Source organism: Paenibacillus terrisolis, from assembly GCF_056171975.1.
On record NZ_JBKFGG010000009.1, the window covers coordinates 153,072 to 168,779 of the forward strand.

The following is a 15,708-nucleotide window of genomic DNA, read 5'->3' on the forward strand; positions in this document are numbered from 1 at the left end:
TTCATCATTCGGTAGATCAAAAAGGATCGTTCCTCCTCACGGGGAACGATCCTTTTTTGTATTAGTCCTCAAACTCTTCCAGCCATTTGCGCTTCCATCCGGCCCGCATCCCAACCGCCAGCACGATTCCGGCGGCCAAGCTTCCGAAAGTGATTGCGGCGTCTCCGCCCGGTATGACCGCCATCGGCAGCCAAATCAGGAGGACCAACGCAAGCAGCAGCCGTGAACTCAGGCGGATGGCCGCATCCTTACGGGCTCCGGCCGGCAAAGGATAATAGGAAGCTGCGGGAGAATCACTATGCGCATGGCGAAGTGAAGCTAACTGGGTTCCCGTCAGGAAAACAAACAACAGATAGATAAGAGCCCCTAACCAGGACTTGTCATTCCACCCGACCAGCAGCATACCAAGCAGTGTAAGCCGCATAAGGATGCCGAGCAGTTCGCTGCGGATCAGGGTTTTGATCAAAAGGTACCGATAAGCGGCAGACGGCTCCCACGGAACCCGATCCCCAACTTTGGACAACCAGCGGCGGCGGCTGACCTTTTGCCCGTCCGACGGCACGTCGACGAACCAGCCAAGCAGGAGCATAACGCGCGCCGCTCCCGCTTTTTCCGTATCGATGAGGTTATCCCAAGGAACACGGTGCTTCATTGGAAAACGCAGCGCCAGCACATAATTGACGCTGATCAGCAGCATGAAGACGGCGCTTTTCCAGGCAGGCTGCCACAGCCAGGCGGCAAGCATCAGCAGGATGAAGCACCAGCGAAGCAGTCGGTACCCCGCTTTGGCACGGGACGTCGTGATCCGCTGCTCTTGCCAGGCTCCGTAAGCGCTTAAGCCCTTTAAGAGCAGCAGGGCGACAAGCATTAGCCAAAACGGCTGCGTCTGGACGCCGCTGCGAAGATACAGCGGCCAAACAAGCAGGAGCAGGACATACAAACCCAGCAACTTATAGATGATTCCGCTGCGAAAAGCGGGCGACAGGTAATCCTTCATTCGCGTCTCTTGCGGAAGAAGAAAAATGACGTCGGCCGGAACCAAATAGGTGCGGAATCCCGAGTAAATCGTCAACGGCCCGAGCAGAAGCAGCATAATCCAGCGGATCGGCAAATTCGCGGGCAAATTCTGAAGAAACGCCGTATACCAGGCGGAAAAAGCGATAATCAGCAGAAGCAGAAGCACGGCGACGCCGCTCTGGAATACGTAAGGCAGGTACGGGAGCACCTTGCTCCAGAACGCCGTTTTACGCCGGCTGCGCAGCGTTCGCAGTTCCATAAGCTACTCTCCGTCCTTCACTAGAGCATAGAACATATTTTCGAGCGTAGCTCCCGGCGTTTGGGCTTGCTCCCCGATCTCCGCTAAGGATCCTTGGGCGATCACGGCACCCCGATGCAAAACGATAAACCGGTCGCAATAATTTTCGATCGTGGATAAAATATGTGAGCTGAGCAATATCGAAGAGCCGCCTTCTTTCATCTCCAGCATAAAATCCAGCAGCGAACGAATACCGAGCGGATCAAGGCCGAGGAACGGTTCATCGATGATATAAAGCGCCGGCCGGGCCACGAAGGCGCTCATAATCATTACCTTCTGCTTCATCCCCTTGGAGAGATGAATGGATAAACTATCTGCCTTCTCCTCCATGTTGAACAGCTTTAGCAGCCGGCCGGCACGCTCACGGTAAGCTTCCGGCTCCACCCCATAAGCACGGGCGGCAAACTCCAGATGCTCCCTGACCGTCAATTCCTCGTAAAGCAGCGGAGATTCCGGCACGAACGCCAGCGAAGATTGATAAATCTCCGGCTTTTCCTCCCGGGTGATGCCCTGTACGAGAATACCGCCTTTATGGGGCGACATTAACCCCAAAATATGCTTCATGGTCGTGCTTTTCCCCGCTCCGTTCAGTCCGATAAGGCCCACCATTTCTCCCGGTTTGACCTCAAAGCTGATATTGTGCAGCACCGGGCGGCCAAGACTGTACCCCCCGCTAAGCTCTTCGACTTGCAATACGGGCATTTGGCTCAATTCATACTCCCCCCAAACTTTTTGACACACACCCATCATTCCTGGGATTGCTTATTTTTCAGCCATTTAGGCGCGCCTTTGTTTTTGCGGTCCAGCGAACGGTCTTTTTTGCGCGCAGCGGACGGAAGCGAGCTGCGGGTTCCCGACGCTTTTCCATTTCCGGCACTGTGGGCCGCCGGTTTTGCCGTTTTCTCCGAGGCAAAAGATGCCTCCTTGCGGCCGCTCTCCGTTTTCCGTTCTTTTGCGCCATAACTTGGCCCGGTACGGGAAGCCATGCCGCTTTGTCCTTTTATGCTTCGTCCTTTTACACTTTGTCCACCGCGGCTTCCGTCTTGCTCCTCGCCGGGCGCAACGACTTTGCCGCCGTACAAAGCCCGCGGCTCAATGGCGATGCCAAGCTCCCGGGAAAATTTGCGCATGATAAACTCTTCGCGCGTCGTGATGATCGATACGGCAAGCCCATGCTTGCCCATCCGCCCGGTGCGTCCGGCCCGGTGAACGTAGTGCTCGGAGTCGATCGGAGGATCGAGGTTGACGACCAGCGTCAGCTCTTCGATGTCAAGGCCCCGCGCCGCAACTTCGCTTGCCACCAGCACCCGGTACTTTCCGTCCCGGAAACGGCCAAGCGTTACGCTGCGAGCGGTCTTGTCCGCATCGCCGTAAAGGGCGCCGGCGCTAAGGCTCACATGGTTCAGCTTCGCCTCGACTTCCGCGATATCATCCGTATTGTTGATGAACACGATGGCTCTTGGCGGGTCGAAGTGGCGGATGATCCGGCGCAGCAAATCGATCTTGTCCCGCTCATCGCAGACAAAATACAGATGCTCCAGGCTTTTCGAAGTCCGCTGTTCGGGCTCGATTCCCACTTCTACCGGGTTTTTCATTTCCCTGGCCGCTAAAGCACGAATCTCGGAGTTGACCGTTGCCGACAGGAACATCAACTGCCGGTCGCGCTGGGTCCCCCGCAAAATCAACTCCACATCGGCGGTGCCGCCAAGCTGGAACATCTGATCCACCTCGTCGACCACAACGGTCCGAACCGCGTGCAGCTTCAGCTTGCGAAGCGCGAGGATTTCCTTGATCCGGCCCGGCGTCCCTACCACGATATGGGGATGCAGCTTCAAACGCTCAAGCTGCCTTTTGATCGCCGCTCCGCCGATCAGAGGCTGTGCCAGGATACCGAGCGGGGCTCCGTATTTTTCCGCCTCGCGATGGATCTGCATTGCCAGTTCCTGGGTCGGAGCCAAAATCAGCCCTTGCAGGTTTTTTTCCTCGGGCCGGATATTTTGCAGCAGCGGGAGCAGGTAAGCCAGCGTCTTCCCGGTTCCCGTCTGGGACTGAGCCAGAATATCCCGGCCTTCAAGCGCCGCAGGAATACTTTCGGCCTGAACGGGAGACGGCTCCGTAATCCCGTAATCCGCCAATCGCGCGCTCAGCGGCTCCCCAATCCCCAGGCCCGCAAATGTCGTTTTCGTCATCTATAATTCATCCTTTATCATTCGTAGTACATGCTTCTGATGCCAATAATTTCATTATATCGAAAAACGGGCAATGACAACAAATCAATAAAAAAACCTGCCGACATGGCAGGCTGTCTATTTCTTATTCAGCATCCTGTAACTTAGGCGATCCGCCAGGCGGGGAAACAGCTGATAAAATTTGGCTCCAACCCCGGCGACCCAAGGAAGATTGATTTCCGTAGTCCCCTTTTCGACCGCCGATACCATCGCTTTGGCCACACGCTCGGGTTTCATCATAAACCACTTTACATTCTTAACGTAACTCCCGCTTGGATCGGCCAAATTAAAAAACGGGGTATCAATCGGCCCCGGATTAATGGTGGAAACCGTGATCCCGTATTCGCGAACTTCCTGGCGCAGCGCGCTGCCGAAACCCAGAACCGCATGTTTTGTGGCCGTATATGCGGTAGACTTGGAAGTCCCGATCTTGCCCGCAATGGAGGCCACGTTGACGATTCGTCCCGAACGCGCTTGCTTCATATAGGGAAGTATGGCTTTGGTACACCTCACCACACCCATGTAATTTACATTCATCATCTCTGCGAATTCATGCACCGGCATTTCGTCGCAGTATTCGAACCGGCCATATCCGGCATTGTTCAGCAGACAATCCACCCGTCCGAACTCCATCAAAATTTGCGCGAATCCCGCCTCTACCGAGGCATCGTCGCTTACGTCCAACTCCATCAACCGATACGGGCCTTTCAACTTTGAGCCAATCGTCTCCAGCTTATCCATCGAACGCGCGGCAAGCACAACCGTAGCTCCGCGCTCGGACAACATTTGCGCCGCCAAGGCACCGATTCCGCTTGAAGCGCCGGTAACAACAACGATCTGGTTATTCAGCGACATGTCTTTCATCCCTTCGAGCTTTTCCTTAATTCTAAGAGATCATCACTTGAATATCCAGTTCACCGATACCGTCCATCAACAGCGGAATGCAAAGTGCTTTGCGCGGCGCCGAGTCCGCTTGTTCCGTCTTGATCACTTGCGGAGGGGTAATGTCTACGGCAAATCCCTGATTGGATAAAATCGTGCTGGCGTTCCCGCTGATCATATTTCCCAGCTCGGAAATTGCGCTTTGTCCCATTTCATCCATTTCCGTCAAGACAAATCCACCCATCATGGCAGATACGATTCGCAGTGCAACCGTCTCTTGAAGTCCGAAAACAACCATTCCGCTAAAATGACCTGTCATGCCAATCTGAATCCAAATATGATCCTGTACGGGGATCACTTCTTTAACGCCCATGCTCCCGGTGGAAGGAGAGACTTGAACGACCTGTTCAATGACTGAACGTGCAGATTCAAGAAAGGGATTTATTACTTCTGCTTTCAAAATTATGCGCCCCACTTCACTAGGAGAATCACTGATCGATACAATAGACCCATATCTTGGTTAATCCAATTATACTTTATTCCTACTAATAAGTCATTAAAAATCGAACTTTGTTCCCTGATACAAGAAAAAAGATAGAAAATCATCGAATTACGCAGAATATTCCCATAATGCTTATCAAGCCGTGTCATTGATTTAAAGACAGAAAATCCCCTATAATTAATAAAATCATAAGGAAGACGTTTTTTGCTGACGTCCATCGTGAAAAAAACGGATGTAAAGGAGGGAATCAGGTGAATATCAGTCAACTGGAAACTTTAATCACGATCTCCAAAACAAAAAGTTTTCGCAAAGCCGGAGAGCTGCTGAATTTGACGCAGCCCGCCGTATCCGCCCAGATCAAAAGCTTGGAGGACGAGTTTCGGACCGTGCTCGTAGACCGGAACCAGCCGGTAACGCTGACGGACCGCGGGCAAGTGTTTTTGGAGCATGCGGAGCGAATGCTCGACATCGTCGAGGAGCTGAAACAGAAGTTGTCCGATATGGAGCATACGCCGCAGGGCCATATCGTGCTGGGGACAACCACATCGATCGCGATTCAGATATTGCCGCGAATTTTATCCTACTTTCAGGATCAATTCCCGCTGATCAAAACAACGATCCAATCGATGCCGTCCTGTTTGATTTATCAAAACGTAGAACAAGGGTTAGTCGATATCGGCATTGGCTACTTAATCGAAAATAACCCTCAAGTGCTTTCCTCGGTTCTGTATTACGATACCTTCGAACTGGTCGTGTCCCCGCTGCACCCCTTGGCGGGCAGCACCGAACCGACGCTGGATTTGCTGCGCGAGGTGCCGCTGATCATGCTGTCTCCCGATACGGTAGGCCGGCGGTTCATCGACGATATTTTCAAAGAACATGAAATCGAGCCCCACATCGTCATGGAATTGTCCAGCAGCGAAGAAGTCAAACGGATGGTTGAAATCAATCTCGGCGCGGCCATTATTTCCAGACAGGCGATTTTGCGGGAACTGAAGCAGGGCACCCTGAAAATCGTCCCTATTCCGGAACTCGAGGTCACTCACCCCGTAGGCGTTATCTACAAATCCAGCCGTTACATCAATTCGGCCATGCAGCAGTTCCTCGGCGACCTCAAGGGCATGCCGGAGACGAATTTTACCAGTTCCGAGTAGCCGGGGCCGTCCGCGTTCAAAATAAAACGAAGAAAGGAGCGCATCTTCATGAAATTTGACCTTCATACCCATCATTTCCGCTGCGGTCACGCCGATGGGAATATCCGCGACTATATTGAGGCCGGCATCGCCGCCGGCCTCTCGGTTATCGGCATCAGCGACCATACCCCGCATTTCGGAAGCGAGGAGGATCAGCCTTTTCCCCACATTTACATGGGCAAGAAAGAATTCGGAAATTATGTTGCCGAAGTGCTTGAACTGAAGCGGGAGTACGAAGGCAAAATCGATGTTCTCCTCGGAATCGAATCCGATTATTTTCCGGAGCATGCCGAAACGTACCGAAAGGTTCTGGATCAATATCCGTTTGACTACGTAATCGGATCCGTGCACAACGTTGGAGATGTAAGCATCTTTAACAAAAATCGTTGGAAGGGCTTGAGCCGCGAGGAAAAAATTAGGGTCAAGGAAGCTTATTATTCCTTGATCCGGGACTCCGCCCGCAGCGGCATGTTCCAAATTCTCGGACATATCGACGCGATGAAAGGCAACTATCCGGCTTTTTCGGATATTCCGGCCGCATATGCCATTGACGAGACGCTGGAAACGATCGCCGGAGAAGGGCTCGTCATCGAAATCAATACTTCCGGCAAAACGAAAAAAAGCGGAGGATGGTACCCTTCCGACGAGATTCTGGAGCGTGCGCTGCATTTTGGCGTAGAGGTGACCTTCGGATCGGATGCGCATACGCCAACGCGCGTTGCCGACGAATGGGAAGAAGTGTCCAAACGCCTTAAGGAGATTGGTTTTCGCGAGTGGGTTTATTTCAAAAACAAACAAAAACACCGGGTTCCGCTTTAAAAAAAAGGGAACCCGGGTAGCGTCCGCCGGATTCCAAGGAAAAATATATTCAAAAGGGGGTCATGTATTAAGTGTACCCTCTCCCTATTAGAGTTTGATCACAGCTATATTTCATTTGTGTAACAAATCTCGCTTTCAGCGGGAGCTTTTCGTCAGCTTATAGATTTCCAGTGCTTCGAATTCCCCGTCCTCTTTGTCATCGGCGACCATCCGTCCGCAATAACTCATCCCGCTTTTTTGCAGCACACGCTCCGAAGCCGGATTGTCGCCGCTGCAGCGGGCTTCGATTTCGGTAAGCCCCAGCGTGCCAAACCCAAATTCAAGCAAGAGTCCCGCCGCTTCGGTCGCGTACCCGCGATTCCAAAATGCAGGATCCAGCATATAGCCAAGCCGCGCTTTTCCGGCGCCGGGCATCCAGTACTGCAAAGAACAAAGCCCGATAAATCGCTGCCCCCGCTTTTCTTCAACCGCAAAGTGAAGATCGCGCATACTTTGATAGGATTCATCAAAGTAACGGAACAGGCGATCCCGAAAAAGCAAGGTTCCTTGGCGAAACGACATGCGCCGAAGAACGGACGGATGGGTGGCGCAGAGGAACAAGTCATCCGCATCCGCGGCTTCCAGACGGCGCAGAATCAATCGCTCGCTCTCCAGCACGGGAAAACAGCCCTGCAGATCCTGTTTTGTCGCAGGCATGTCCCCTCCTCCTTTCACTCCCTTATCTCGACTTTGGAAGATCCTGCCTGATTCCGCTACCCAGGACAGGTCTGGAGAAAAACGCAAAAATACGAAACGCCCCAAAACCGATAACGGCTCCAAGGGTGTTGAGCAATATATCGTCAATATCAAAGCTGCCAACATGAGTCAGCATCTGTACGATCTCTACGGCAAGCAGCAGAATCAGCGTTCCGGATATGAGGCGGACAAATTTGGTAAACGCCTTATGCAGCAGCGGAAAAAACACGCCGATTGGAATAAATAGCACAATATTTCCGAACAAATTTTTAAACCAAATATCAAAAGGAAGGTAGTCCCGATGATACAGATACGTGTGTAAAGTACGAAAGGGAACCACATTATAGCTGTAGGCGTCGCCGTATACGGCTCCGCGAAAAATAAGCAGCTTTGCCATCACGAGCGCATAAACGAGACAGAAGCCCATGATCAGGAGGTTCCATTTTCGATTCGTAAAATAAGGCTTGAATAGCATGCCTACGCCTTCTCCTTTTTTAGTGCCGCCATGGATTCCCTCATCATGCCGAACAGATACGGTACGACATAACAGAAGCAGGTAATCAAAAATATCCACTTGCAAAATGCCATCGCTTGCTCCAAATGACCCGCTTCCTGAAAATAAGCCGTCGTTTCATGGAGCACATGCCGCGGATTTTTGAGCAAATCCCAGCTGTTCCACCGCATAAATCGCCCGAGATAGATGCCGAAGCTGCTTAAGAGCAGCATAGCCACTGCAAATAACCACCCGATTAGCTCCCCGGAATGGCGCTGCACCAGCCGGTGCACGGAGGCTAGCGAGACGAAGCTCACCGCCAGGCCAAGGAGCGCCGCGAACAACAGGGTGAACAGATGGTTCCAAAACGGAATCTGCAGCCAGAATTGTCCTTGAACCGGATAGGCGGCGAATGGATGGAGCAAGTCGGTAACTAAGTAGGCAGCATTCGGAAAAAAGAACAGCCATAACGCCCCAACCGATATGATTAGTATAAACCTTGGCACCCGGGATTTCAGCAAGCTGATCAAATCCATAACGATGGCAAGTCCGGCTGGAATCCAAGCCAAAAACAAATTCCAGACGAGGAACAAATACGGCGGATTTCCCCCGCCCGGAGGCCGGATGTCCACCGCATATTTCACCCCGATGACCGTACCCGACAATAAAGCGATGTATATATAGATTTTGGCCGGGTAACCCAGCTCATTGAGTGTCCTGCTCTGCAATGGCAGCATCCTCCCATTCACCGTTTCTCGGCTTGTATACGATTAAGGCGAGCAAATTGTTACAATGTCGCCCTTGTCCTTATTCCATCGCTTCGTTTCGCAGAACCATATGGATGTGGTCCTCCCAAACACCGTTGATTTTCAGATATTTCAATGCCAGTCCCTCATGATAGAAGCCGCACTTCTGGGCGACCTTCAAAGAAGCGGCATTCCGCGGCATGATGTTGGCTTCGATCCGGTGGAGCCGGAGTTCGCCGAAGGCATACTTCACAACGCGCTGCACCGCCTCGCTCATGAACCCCTTGTTCCGTTCCTGCCCATCAATGCGGTACCCCATATGACAGGATTGGAAGACGCCGTGAACGATATTGCTGAGCGAAACGGAGCCGATAGCCCGTTCGGGATTCGCAGCCTCAAAGATCCACCATTTATGCATCCGTCCATCCTGGATTTCCAAGGTCTCCTCCTGCAGCAGGCGCTGCTGAAATCCCGCCGTGTAATACTCTTCATCCCGTTTGGGCTCCCATTTCTCCAAAAACTCCCGATTTCGCTCCAGGAAAAGCAGCACATCCTTCCCTTCCTTTACGCCAAGCTCTTTCAAAATCAGCCGATCGGAGTATAAAATAGATTTCATATGCAGCCTCCATTCCTTAAAACATAAAATAAGTCCAAGTGAAAAAGGCGGATGAACCGCCTCAATGTAACCGGATTCAAATTCAATCCTAAGGAGCGCAAAAGCCATGCAGCCGTTTACCGCCCAAGTGATTCAAATCATTTCATCCATTCCCGAAGGAAAAGTCATGACGTACGGACAGATTGCCGCGGAAGCCGGAAGTCCGCGCGCAGCCAGACAAGTCGTTCGGATATTGCACAGCATGAGCGACAAACATCGGCTCCCGTGGCATCGTGTCGTAAATTCCAAAGGTGAAATCGCCCTTCAGGAAGATGAAGCGGTGCAAATTCAAAAAATGTATCTTGAAGCGGAAGGCGTCGAGATCTCCATGTACCGGTCGATCGATCTGACCAAATTCCAACACCGGCCGGAGCATCCTGAAGCGGACTGAACCAATTATTTCAGGCCATGCTTGGTGAGTGCTTCGCCGATTTCCCGGTTAATGGCTTCTACATCCGGCCCTGGCGCCGGATCGTCGGTCAGCCCGTATTTCGCCTTAAGCTTCAGCACGGTATACACCCGGTCGTCAAGCACCTCGGATGAAATTCTTCCGTCTTCTACCGCGCCCGCAATCGCTTGTATGACCGCCTTCTCTTTATCGTATTCATGACCGATCAGCACGATATTGCCCCCGGCCAGCAAAAACTCGACGGCGGCATCGCCCATCTTGTAATGTTCCGTAATTGCACCCATCGTCATATCGTCGGAGATGACCACCCCTTGAAAGCCCATCTCATCCCGCAGCAGGTCCTGAATCACCGCCTTGGAGAATGAAGCCGGATGATCGGGATCAAGTTTCGGCAGGAGCAGATGCGCGATCATCACGACATCGGCGTCGTCTTTAATCGCCTTCGAAAAGGGTACCAGCTCCAGCTTGCGGAGACGGTCCAAATCATGCTGAACGACCGGCAGGCCCAGATGAGAATCCACCGACGTGTCGCCATGACCCGGAAAATGCTTAACCACCGGGATAACCCCACGGTCCCGGATTCCTTCCATCACGGTTAGTCCCATGCTGGTAACAATGTCCGGCTTCGTCCCGAAAGCCCGGTCTCCGATAACCGGATTGTTCGGATTGCTGTTGACGTCCAGTACAGGCGCGAAATCCATATTCAGCCCAAAACCCGATAGTTCCTTGCCGATAATTCCGCCGATTTGACCGGCAAGCTCTTCGCTTTTGCTATCTCCGATCTGGCGGGCTCTAGGAATTTTGGCGAATTCCTTCGGCATTCTGGTAACCCGCCCGCCTTCCTCATCCACGCTCAAAAACAGCGGGACGGGCTGACTTTGATTGATGGACTTCAACCCGTTATACAGGGCTAACGCCTGCTTGGCATCGGTGATGTTGTCCTGATAAAAAATAAATCCGCCCACATGGTCCTTTTCGATCAGCTCCCGTGCCGTTTCGTCGGGAACGGTTCCCTCAAGGCCCACCAGCACGAGCTGGCCGATCTTCTCCGCGGTGCTTAGCTTGTCCAGCTGATCTGCGATGGGGTCGGCCGGCGGTTGTTCGGGGGGCGGAGCCGGCTGTCCCGCTTCAGGCGAGGAAGGCGGCTGTGCCGCTTCCTGATCCGGCGGCGGGGAAGTTTCTCCATTTGGCGAAGTCCCTTTGGAGGAACAGCCGCCCGCGGCAAATAAGGCAATTCCAAGCATCACCGTGCACAAAATAATTCTGCGTTTCATGAAGTCGCCTCCTGAGCAAGGTTGTCTGAATCGATTTACGCAAGGTTTGCGTCAAGCCTTCTGTTTCCACTTTTTCCCCTCATTTTGAGGGACGTAGCTTTCCATCTGCCGGATCAATTCCAGAGGATCCGCGGACATGTTGAGCAGTGCCAGATGATCCGCATCAACGAATCCCGCTTCGATGCAGGATTGCACGAGTCCGATCAGGGGCTCGTAATATCCGTTTACGTTCAAAACGCCGACCGGTTTTTGGTGGATCCCGATTTGCGACCAGCACAGCGCCTCAAACAGCTCCTCCAAGGTACCAAAGCCGCCGGGAAGGGCGATAAAACCGTCGGCCAGCTCCCCCATTTTCGATTTGCGGGCATGCATATCCTCCGCCTCGATAAACTGCGTCAACCCAGGGTGAGCTTTCTCGCCGTCGATCAAACCATAAGGCATCACGCCAATGACTTCCCCGCCCGCTTCAAGCGCCGCATCAGCCATTACGCCCATTAATCCGAATCTGGAACCTCCGTAAATCAGACGATAGCCGTTTTGGGCCAGAACGCTCCCCAGCTCCTTGGCTTTGATCCGATATTGTTCATCATTTCCAAATCGGGAGCCCGCAAATACGCAAATCGATTCCATCCTCTTTCTCCTCTCTGCAGCGCCAAATGAAATCAAGGACCGGTGAACCTGTATAGGTCAGTATATTGTGTAAAATTCGCCGCTATGTATCGGGCAACCCTGCGATATCCCAGCGATGGCGATATTTCTCAAGACGCGGGTGAAGCACGGCAGGCGCTTCGGAAAGCAGCAGGCGAGCTTTGGAAATCCACTCTTCGAATGACGAAAAGGACGCAAACCGGTTGGCCATTTCCGGAGTGAGATAAATAAACAACGGAGCGGGGTAAGTTTCCGCCACATGCCTAAGCGCGGAGTCGACTGGCGTGTATTTTTTCCGCTTGCCTTCCCATCCTTCGACGGCGACCTTCGAAACCCCACGTTCCCGCTTCCATTCATGCAGCCGATCTTCCCGCTTGTAAAAAGCGCTCACCGCCTCATTCCCCATCCGCTTGACGGTTTCCTCGTGCAGCGGGTACAGCACGAATTTGGAGAAAGAGCGGCGCTTTGCCTCCTCCAGTGCTCTGTCCAACTCTTCATCCGTCGTTTGCTCGAAGGAATCATAATACAATAATGTCCCTTTGGTGTGCAGCACCGGCGGCTCATAGCCGTAGGGCACCTGGATATTTTGTCTCATGCTGTCTCTCCTCTGGCTTGGTTGGTAAATATGGCACGCCTAGGTTGCCCTTTTTTACGGCAAATCATGAAGCTAATCCAACCTAATTTTACCATAAGTTCCCCGGCAGAAATATGCGTCAAAAGTAAAAGAGGCGGTCCCAAAAGTAAACTGGCACATTTGACCAATCGCTCACTTAACTGAAAAGGAATCAATAGTGAAAGCCATCCAACCTCTGGGCTTAATTTCGGCAAGTTTCGAAGTAAAAAATGCCGTAAGCATCAGTTGCCCTTGATGCACCGCACGCAGGTTCGCGTAACGGTCAGCCTTGCCGGCGGTCCGGTCAGCCGGAGCGAGCTCGGCATCGAGAATGAGTTGGCGATTTCTCGAATAGCGATACAAAATGGCCTTATTTCACTCCGAGACTGCGTTTTCCTGAAAATAGCGGTTCAAAATGGTCCTATTTTCGGCAAAACGTCCAAAACCGAGTGAAAAAGAGACTCTTCTGAAGAAATAAGGCCAGAAAACGGCGCTATTCATTCAAAATGAGGCCTCTCCAGTGAAAATAGGGCCATTAAAGACCGCTATTTTAAATGACGGAGGAAGAATGGGAAACGGTTAAAGGCAGAACGAATTCCAAAAGTCATCACAGATGACTGGAGGCCGGCCCTCTTGCTGCCATTGGCGTGAGTCGAACGTTGAGGCAAAAACTCGGCCGTCAAATCATAAAACAAACCGGTCTGGCGGTTTTCCAGGGTCCTGATTTCCCCACCAATTTAAAAAAAGGGAGAAGCCTGCGGCTTCTCCCTGATAAAATCCGAATTATTGCTGGCCGATCGGTGAATCGGTTTTGCCTTGCATTCTGACCAACTTCATGATGACGGAGGCGGCTTCCGCCCGGGTAACCGTCTGTTTCGGATTGAATTTGCCGTTTTGCCCTTGCAGAAGGCCAAGCTTAACGCTTAAGGCAACCGCGCCCGGATTGCCGATTGATTTGGCGTCGCTGAACTGGCTCACCGTGCCGTCTTCGCCCAAGTATGCGGTCAGTTTGGAATATTTCAGGATCGATGCCAGCGATACGGCCAACTGCTCTTTCGTCAGCTTTTGATCGACCGGTAAAACGGCATCTTTGGAGAACCACTGCAAATTCGATGCGTAGCTCACCGCATCATAATACTCATTCTCCGGGTGAATCCCGGCTACCGGCTTAGGATCGGTTCCGTAATTATATCCGGAGTAATAAGGCGTAACGGATTTGACCATCATCGTGATCCATTCGCCCGTAGAAACGGCTTCATTGGGCTTCACATTGCCGTCCGCATCGGGAACGATAATCTGATGCTTCACGAGAGTGGCAAGGTCTTTCTCCGCCCAGTGCCCTTGAATATCCTTGGGCTCTACGTCCGTCTGAGGCAAGCTGCTGTCTTGATAGGTTGGCACCCATTTTCCGGTGACGGCGTCAAGCACCTCGTTATTATACACAGGATTGATAAATTCAGGACTGTAAACCAGCCGCAGGACGGGATTGATATATTCGTTGTCATAAATGGTATTACCGCCGTAAAGACCGTACTTCAACGTTAGCTTGTAGTGGCTTTTCAACTCCTGAAGCGCCTTATCGGCGGTTATCGTGGCGCTTTGATCCAGCATATCGCCGCTAATCTTAGTTTCCCGGTCCGCGTTGTAAGCCATCAATCTTCCATACTCATCGATCGTGATCGAAGCTCCGCCGTCTTGAACGGGAATGTCGCCGAGATAGTGGATAAATTGATAACGATATTGCTTACCGTCCGAAAGAAGGTTCCAATTCGCTCCACGGTCAACCAGCTTCAGCTTCCCGCTTGCTTCGGGATACAGAAGATTTATCAAATCGATGGCTCGCTGACGGGCGGTTTCACTCGTTAACCGGACGGCTCCGGCCGGGGCAGATAAAGGTTTAGCCGGCTCGCTGCCCGTGAACTGCTCGCCGTTGAATTGCAGGATTTGCCCTGAAACCGCATCGACCTCCGCCTGCGTTTGGGATGGGAAAAGAGTGCCGTTCACAGGCGTAGGACTTCCCCAGGTTAATCTCCAGATATGTCGAGACTGATCCCTGTAATCCGTGTTCAGGGACTGCGAAATCAAAGCGCGCCCCTCCGGAATCGCGGCCACCTGTTCGACCCGTTTGGCGGCTTCCTCAGACGTGAGTTCTTTGATCGTGTTTCTTGGAACGAAGGTTTGCTTGGATTGAGGGACCGCGCTGTATTTTACCGGAGCCGGGGCAATCTCTTTGCCGTCGTAATCGATTTTCTTCCCGGTCTGCGCATCAATGGAATTGATTGCGTTATCCGCCGGATTCCAGGCCAGAACCCAGCTTTTGATTTCGCCGTTTTGGCGAATCGGGACGTAACCCAGTTCAACCGACATTCCCTCAGTGAATATTTTTTCGGCTTCAACCTTCGTAATAGCAGGCGTACCGGACGGATATTCGTAAGTATCGCCCGGTTTTGAAAAGCTGATCACATTTCCGTCTCCGTCCACAGTGATGCTGATGCTCTCGTATCCGGACAGCCCGTTTTTCAAAATATTGAAACCGAAATCATACTGAACCGGGCCGAACAATGCTCCGTTATCAATGTACCGGTAGTTCTCATCTCTCTTGATATCACTCGGAACAGTAGAGGGAGCCGCCTTGGCGATAAAAGCTTTGGCCGTTTCCAGCGCCTGAGTCTCCGTCAGTTTGGGCGGATAGTAGGACGGTTCGTTTAACGCCGGAAAGCTGATGTAAGTATTAATCAGATCTCCCGTAATGGCGTCTACCTGGCTGCTGAAGCCAAAGCTCCCGTTCCCGTCTCGAAACTGCCAGTTTACGTTCCATATCATTTGATTTTTAGGGGGCGGAAAAGAGTTGGATACTCCAAGCTCTACCTGAGTAACCTCGGCTTTCTTCAAAACCGGAAACAACTCCTGCAGTTTGGCAACCGCTTGTTCTTTGGTAATTTTCGCTTTGGACGGATCCGGCGCGGTTACGCCCGGCGTTGGAATTTCCCCTGCCGCCATCCTAAGCAGCATTTCCGGAGACAAAGACTGGACGGCAGCGTCGGCGGACGCAGAAACCGCAACGGTGCCGCTTTGACCGGAATCCGCCAAGGCCAAACCTTGGGGCAGCGATAATGAAAGCGCAATCAATCCGGTCAATGCCGCTTTCTTGGCACGATGGTTTACTTGTCTGTCTGATCGATTCAAACCTGTTTCA

General features: G+C 52.2%; 16 protein-coding genes. 3 read left to right on the forward strand and 13 right to left on the reverse strand.

Annotation, left to right across the window (positions count from 1 at the left end):
- Window positions 1–61: 61 nt before the first annotated feature.
- The 5 genes from ACI48K_RS11450 to ACI48K_RS11470 all read right to left on the reverse strand — a co-directional run bounded on the left by ACI48K_RS11450 (window position 62) and on the right by ACI48K_RS11470 (window position 4,885).
- Entirely contained in the window at window positions 62–1,276 is a 1,215-nt protein-coding gene (locus tag ACI48K_RS11450; RefSeq protein WP_475027732.1) for an ABC transporter permease, read from the reverse strand.
- Window positions 1,277–1,279: 3 nt separating this feature from the next.
- On the reverse strand, window positions 1,280–2,026 hold the full coding sequence (locus ACI48K_RS11455; RefSeq protein ID WP_475027733.1) for an ABC transporter ATP-binding protein: 747 nt from the start codon (window positions 2,024–2,026) through the stop codon (window positions 1,280–1,282).
- Window positions 2,027–2,061: 35 nt separating this feature from the next.
- Window positions 2,062–3,504 (reverse strand): DEAD/DEAH box helicase, encoded by a 1,443-nt coding sequence (locus tag ACI48K_RS11460; RefSeq protein ID WP_475027734.1) that lies wholly within the window; start codon window positions 3,502–3,504, stop codon window positions 2,062–2,064.
- Window positions 3,505–3,621: 117 nt separating this feature from the next.
- Complete coding sequence (locus tag ACI48K_RS11465) at window positions 3,622–4,398, reverse strand: SDR family NAD(P)-dependent oxidoreductase (RefSeq protein ID WP_475027735.1); 777 nt, start codon at window positions 4,396–4,398, stop codon at window positions 3,622–3,624.
- A gap of 31 nt (window positions 4,399–4,429) precedes the next feature.
- Complete coding sequence (locus ACI48K_RS11470) at window positions 4,430–4,885, reverse strand: chemotaxis protein CheX (protein ID WP_475027736.1); 456 nt, start codon at window positions 4,883–4,885, stop codon at window positions 4,430–4,432.
- Between the two features lie 293 nt (window positions 4,886–5,178).
- On the opposite strand from ACI48K_RS11470, the gene ACI48K_RS11475 reads away from it, so the two are divergent.
- Window positions 5,179–6,081, forward strand: a complete 903-nt coding sequence (locus ACI48K_RS11475; protein WP_475027737.1) for a LysR family transcriptional regulator — start codon at window positions 5,179–5,181, stop codon at window positions 6,079–6,081.
- 48 nt (window positions 6,082–6,129) lie between these two features.
- Window positions 6,130–6,939, forward strand: a complete 810-nt coding sequence (locus ACI48K_RS11480; RefSeq protein ID WP_475027738.1) for a histidinol-phosphatase — start codon at window positions 6,130–6,132, stop codon at window positions 6,937–6,939.
- A gap of 135 nt (window positions 6,940–7,074) precedes the next feature.
- Here the strand turns inward: ACI48K_RS11480 and ACI48K_RS11485 are convergent, their stop codons facing one another.
- The 4 genes from ACI48K_RS11485 to ACI48K_RS11500 all read right to left on the reverse strand — a co-directional run bounded on the left by ACI48K_RS11485 (window position 7,075) and on the right by ACI48K_RS11500 (window position 9,529).
- Window positions 7,075–7,635 carry a GNAT family N-acetyltransferase gene (locus ACI48K_RS11485; protein WP_475027739.1) on the reverse strand — a complete coding sequence of 187 codons (561 nt, stop codon included), beginning with the start codon at window positions 7,633–7,635 and terminating at the stop codon, window positions 7,075–7,077.
- A gap of 22 nt (window positions 7,636–7,657) precedes the next feature.
- Entirely contained in the window at window positions 7,658–8,149 is a 492-nt protein-coding gene (locus ACI48K_RS11490; RefSeq protein ID WP_475027740.1) for a VanZ family protein, read from the reverse strand.
- 2 nt (window positions 8,150–8,151) lie between these two features.
- Window positions 8,152–8,895, reverse strand: coding sequence for a DUF1361 domain-containing protein (locus ACI48K_RS11495; protein ID WP_475027741.1), 744 nt, complete (start codon window positions 8,893–8,895; stop codon window positions 8,152–8,154).
- A gap of 79 nt (window positions 8,896–8,974) precedes the next feature.
- The gene (locus tag ACI48K_RS11500) at window positions 8,975–9,529 is read right to left on the reverse strand and encodes a GNAT family N-acetyltransferase (RefSeq protein WP_475027742.1); all 555 of its coding nucleotides are present in this window, start codon (window positions 9,527–9,529) and stop codon (window positions 8,975–8,977) included.
- Window positions 9,530–9,635: 106 nt separating this feature from the next.
- Between ACI48K_RS11500 and ACI48K_RS11505 the strand changes: the two genes are divergently transcribed.
- Window positions 9,636–9,959 carry an MGMT family protein gene (locus ACI48K_RS11505; RefSeq protein WP_475027743.1) on the forward strand — a complete coding sequence of 108 codons (324 nt, stop codon included), beginning with the start codon at window positions 9,636–9,638 and terminating at the stop codon, window positions 9,957–9,959.
- A 5-nt stretch (window positions 9,960–9,964) separates the two neighbouring features.
- Here ACI48K_RS11505 and nagZ read toward each other — a convergent pair whose 3' ends face one another.
- The 4 genes from nagZ to ACI48K_RS11525 all read right to left on the reverse strand — a co-directional run bounded on the left by nagZ (window position 9,965) and on the right by ACI48K_RS11525 (window position 15,698).
- Entirely contained in the window at window positions 9,965–11,251 is a 1,287-nt protein-coding gene (nagZ, locus tag ACI48K_RS11510) for a beta-N-acetylhexosaminidase (RefSeq protein ID WP_475027744.1), read from the reverse strand.
- A 51-nt stretch (window positions 11,252–11,302) separates the two neighbouring features.
- The gene (locus ACI48K_RS11515; RefSeq protein WP_475027745.1) at window positions 11,303–11,881 is read right to left on the reverse strand and encodes an LOG family protein; all 579 of its coding nucleotides are present in this window, start codon (window positions 11,879–11,881) and stop codon (window positions 11,303–11,305) included.
- Window positions 11,882–11,963: 82 nt separating this feature from the next.
- A complete protein-coding gene (locus ACI48K_RS11520) occupies window positions 11,964–12,494 on the reverse strand; it encodes a hypothetical protein (RefSeq protein WP_475027746.1) in 531 nt (176 codons plus the stop codon).
- Between the two features lie 801 nt (window positions 12,495–13,295).
- Entirely contained in the window at window positions 13,296–15,698 is a 2,403-nt protein-coding gene (locus ACI48K_RS11525) for an S-layer homology domain-containing protein (RefSeq protein ID WP_475027747.1), read from the reverse strand.
- Window positions 15,699–15,708: the final 10 nt, after the last annotated feature.

Excerpts from the sequence above, each read along its gene's own strand:
- ACI48K_RS11500 (WP_475027742.1), bottom strand. The coding sequence starts at position 9,529 with ATGAAATCTATTTTATACTCCGATCGGCTGATTTTGAAAGAGCTTGGC.
- ACI48K_RS11480 (WP_475027738.1), top strand. The coding sequence starts at position 6,130 with ATGAAATTTGACCTTCATACCCATCATTTCCGCTGCGGTCACGCCGAT.
- ACI48K_RS11520 (WP_475027746.1), bottom strand. The coding sequence starts at position 12,494 with ATGAGACAAAATATCCAGGTGCCCTACGGCTATGAGCCGCCGGTGCTG.
- ACI48K_RS11450 (WP_475027732.1), bottom strand. The coding sequence starts at position 1,276 with ATGGAACTGCGAACGCTGCGCAGCCGGCGTAAAACGGCGTTCTGGAGC.
- ACI48K_RS11490 (WP_475027740.1), bottom strand. The coding sequence starts at position 8,149 with ATGCTATTCAAGCCTTATTTTACGAATCGAAAATGGAACCTCCTGATC.
- ACI48K_RS11465 (WP_475027735.1), bottom strand. The coding sequence starts at position 4,398 with ATGTCGCTGAATAACCAGATCGTTGTTGTTACCGGCGCTTCAAGCGGA.
- nagZ (WP_475027744.1), bottom strand. The coding sequence starts at position 11,251 with ATGAAACGCAGAATTATTTTGTGCACGGTGATGCTTGGAATTGCCTTA.
- ACI48K_RS11505 (WP_475027743.1), top strand. The coding sequence starts at position 9,636 with ATGCAGCCGTTTACCGCCCAAGTGATTCAAATCATTTCATCCATTCCC.
- ACI48K_RS11485 (WP_475027739.1), bottom strand. The coding sequence starts at position 7,635 with ATGCCTGCGACAAAACAGGATCTGCAGGGCTGTTTTCCCGTGCTGGAG.
- ACI48K_RS11515 (WP_475027745.1), bottom strand. The coding sequence starts at position 11,881 with ATGGAATCGATTTGCGTATTTGCGGGCTCCCGATTTGGAAATGATGAA.
- ACI48K_RS11460 (WP_475027734.1), bottom strand. The coding sequence starts at position 3,504 with ATGACGAAAACGACATTTGCGGGCCTGGGGATTGGGGAGCCGCTGAGC.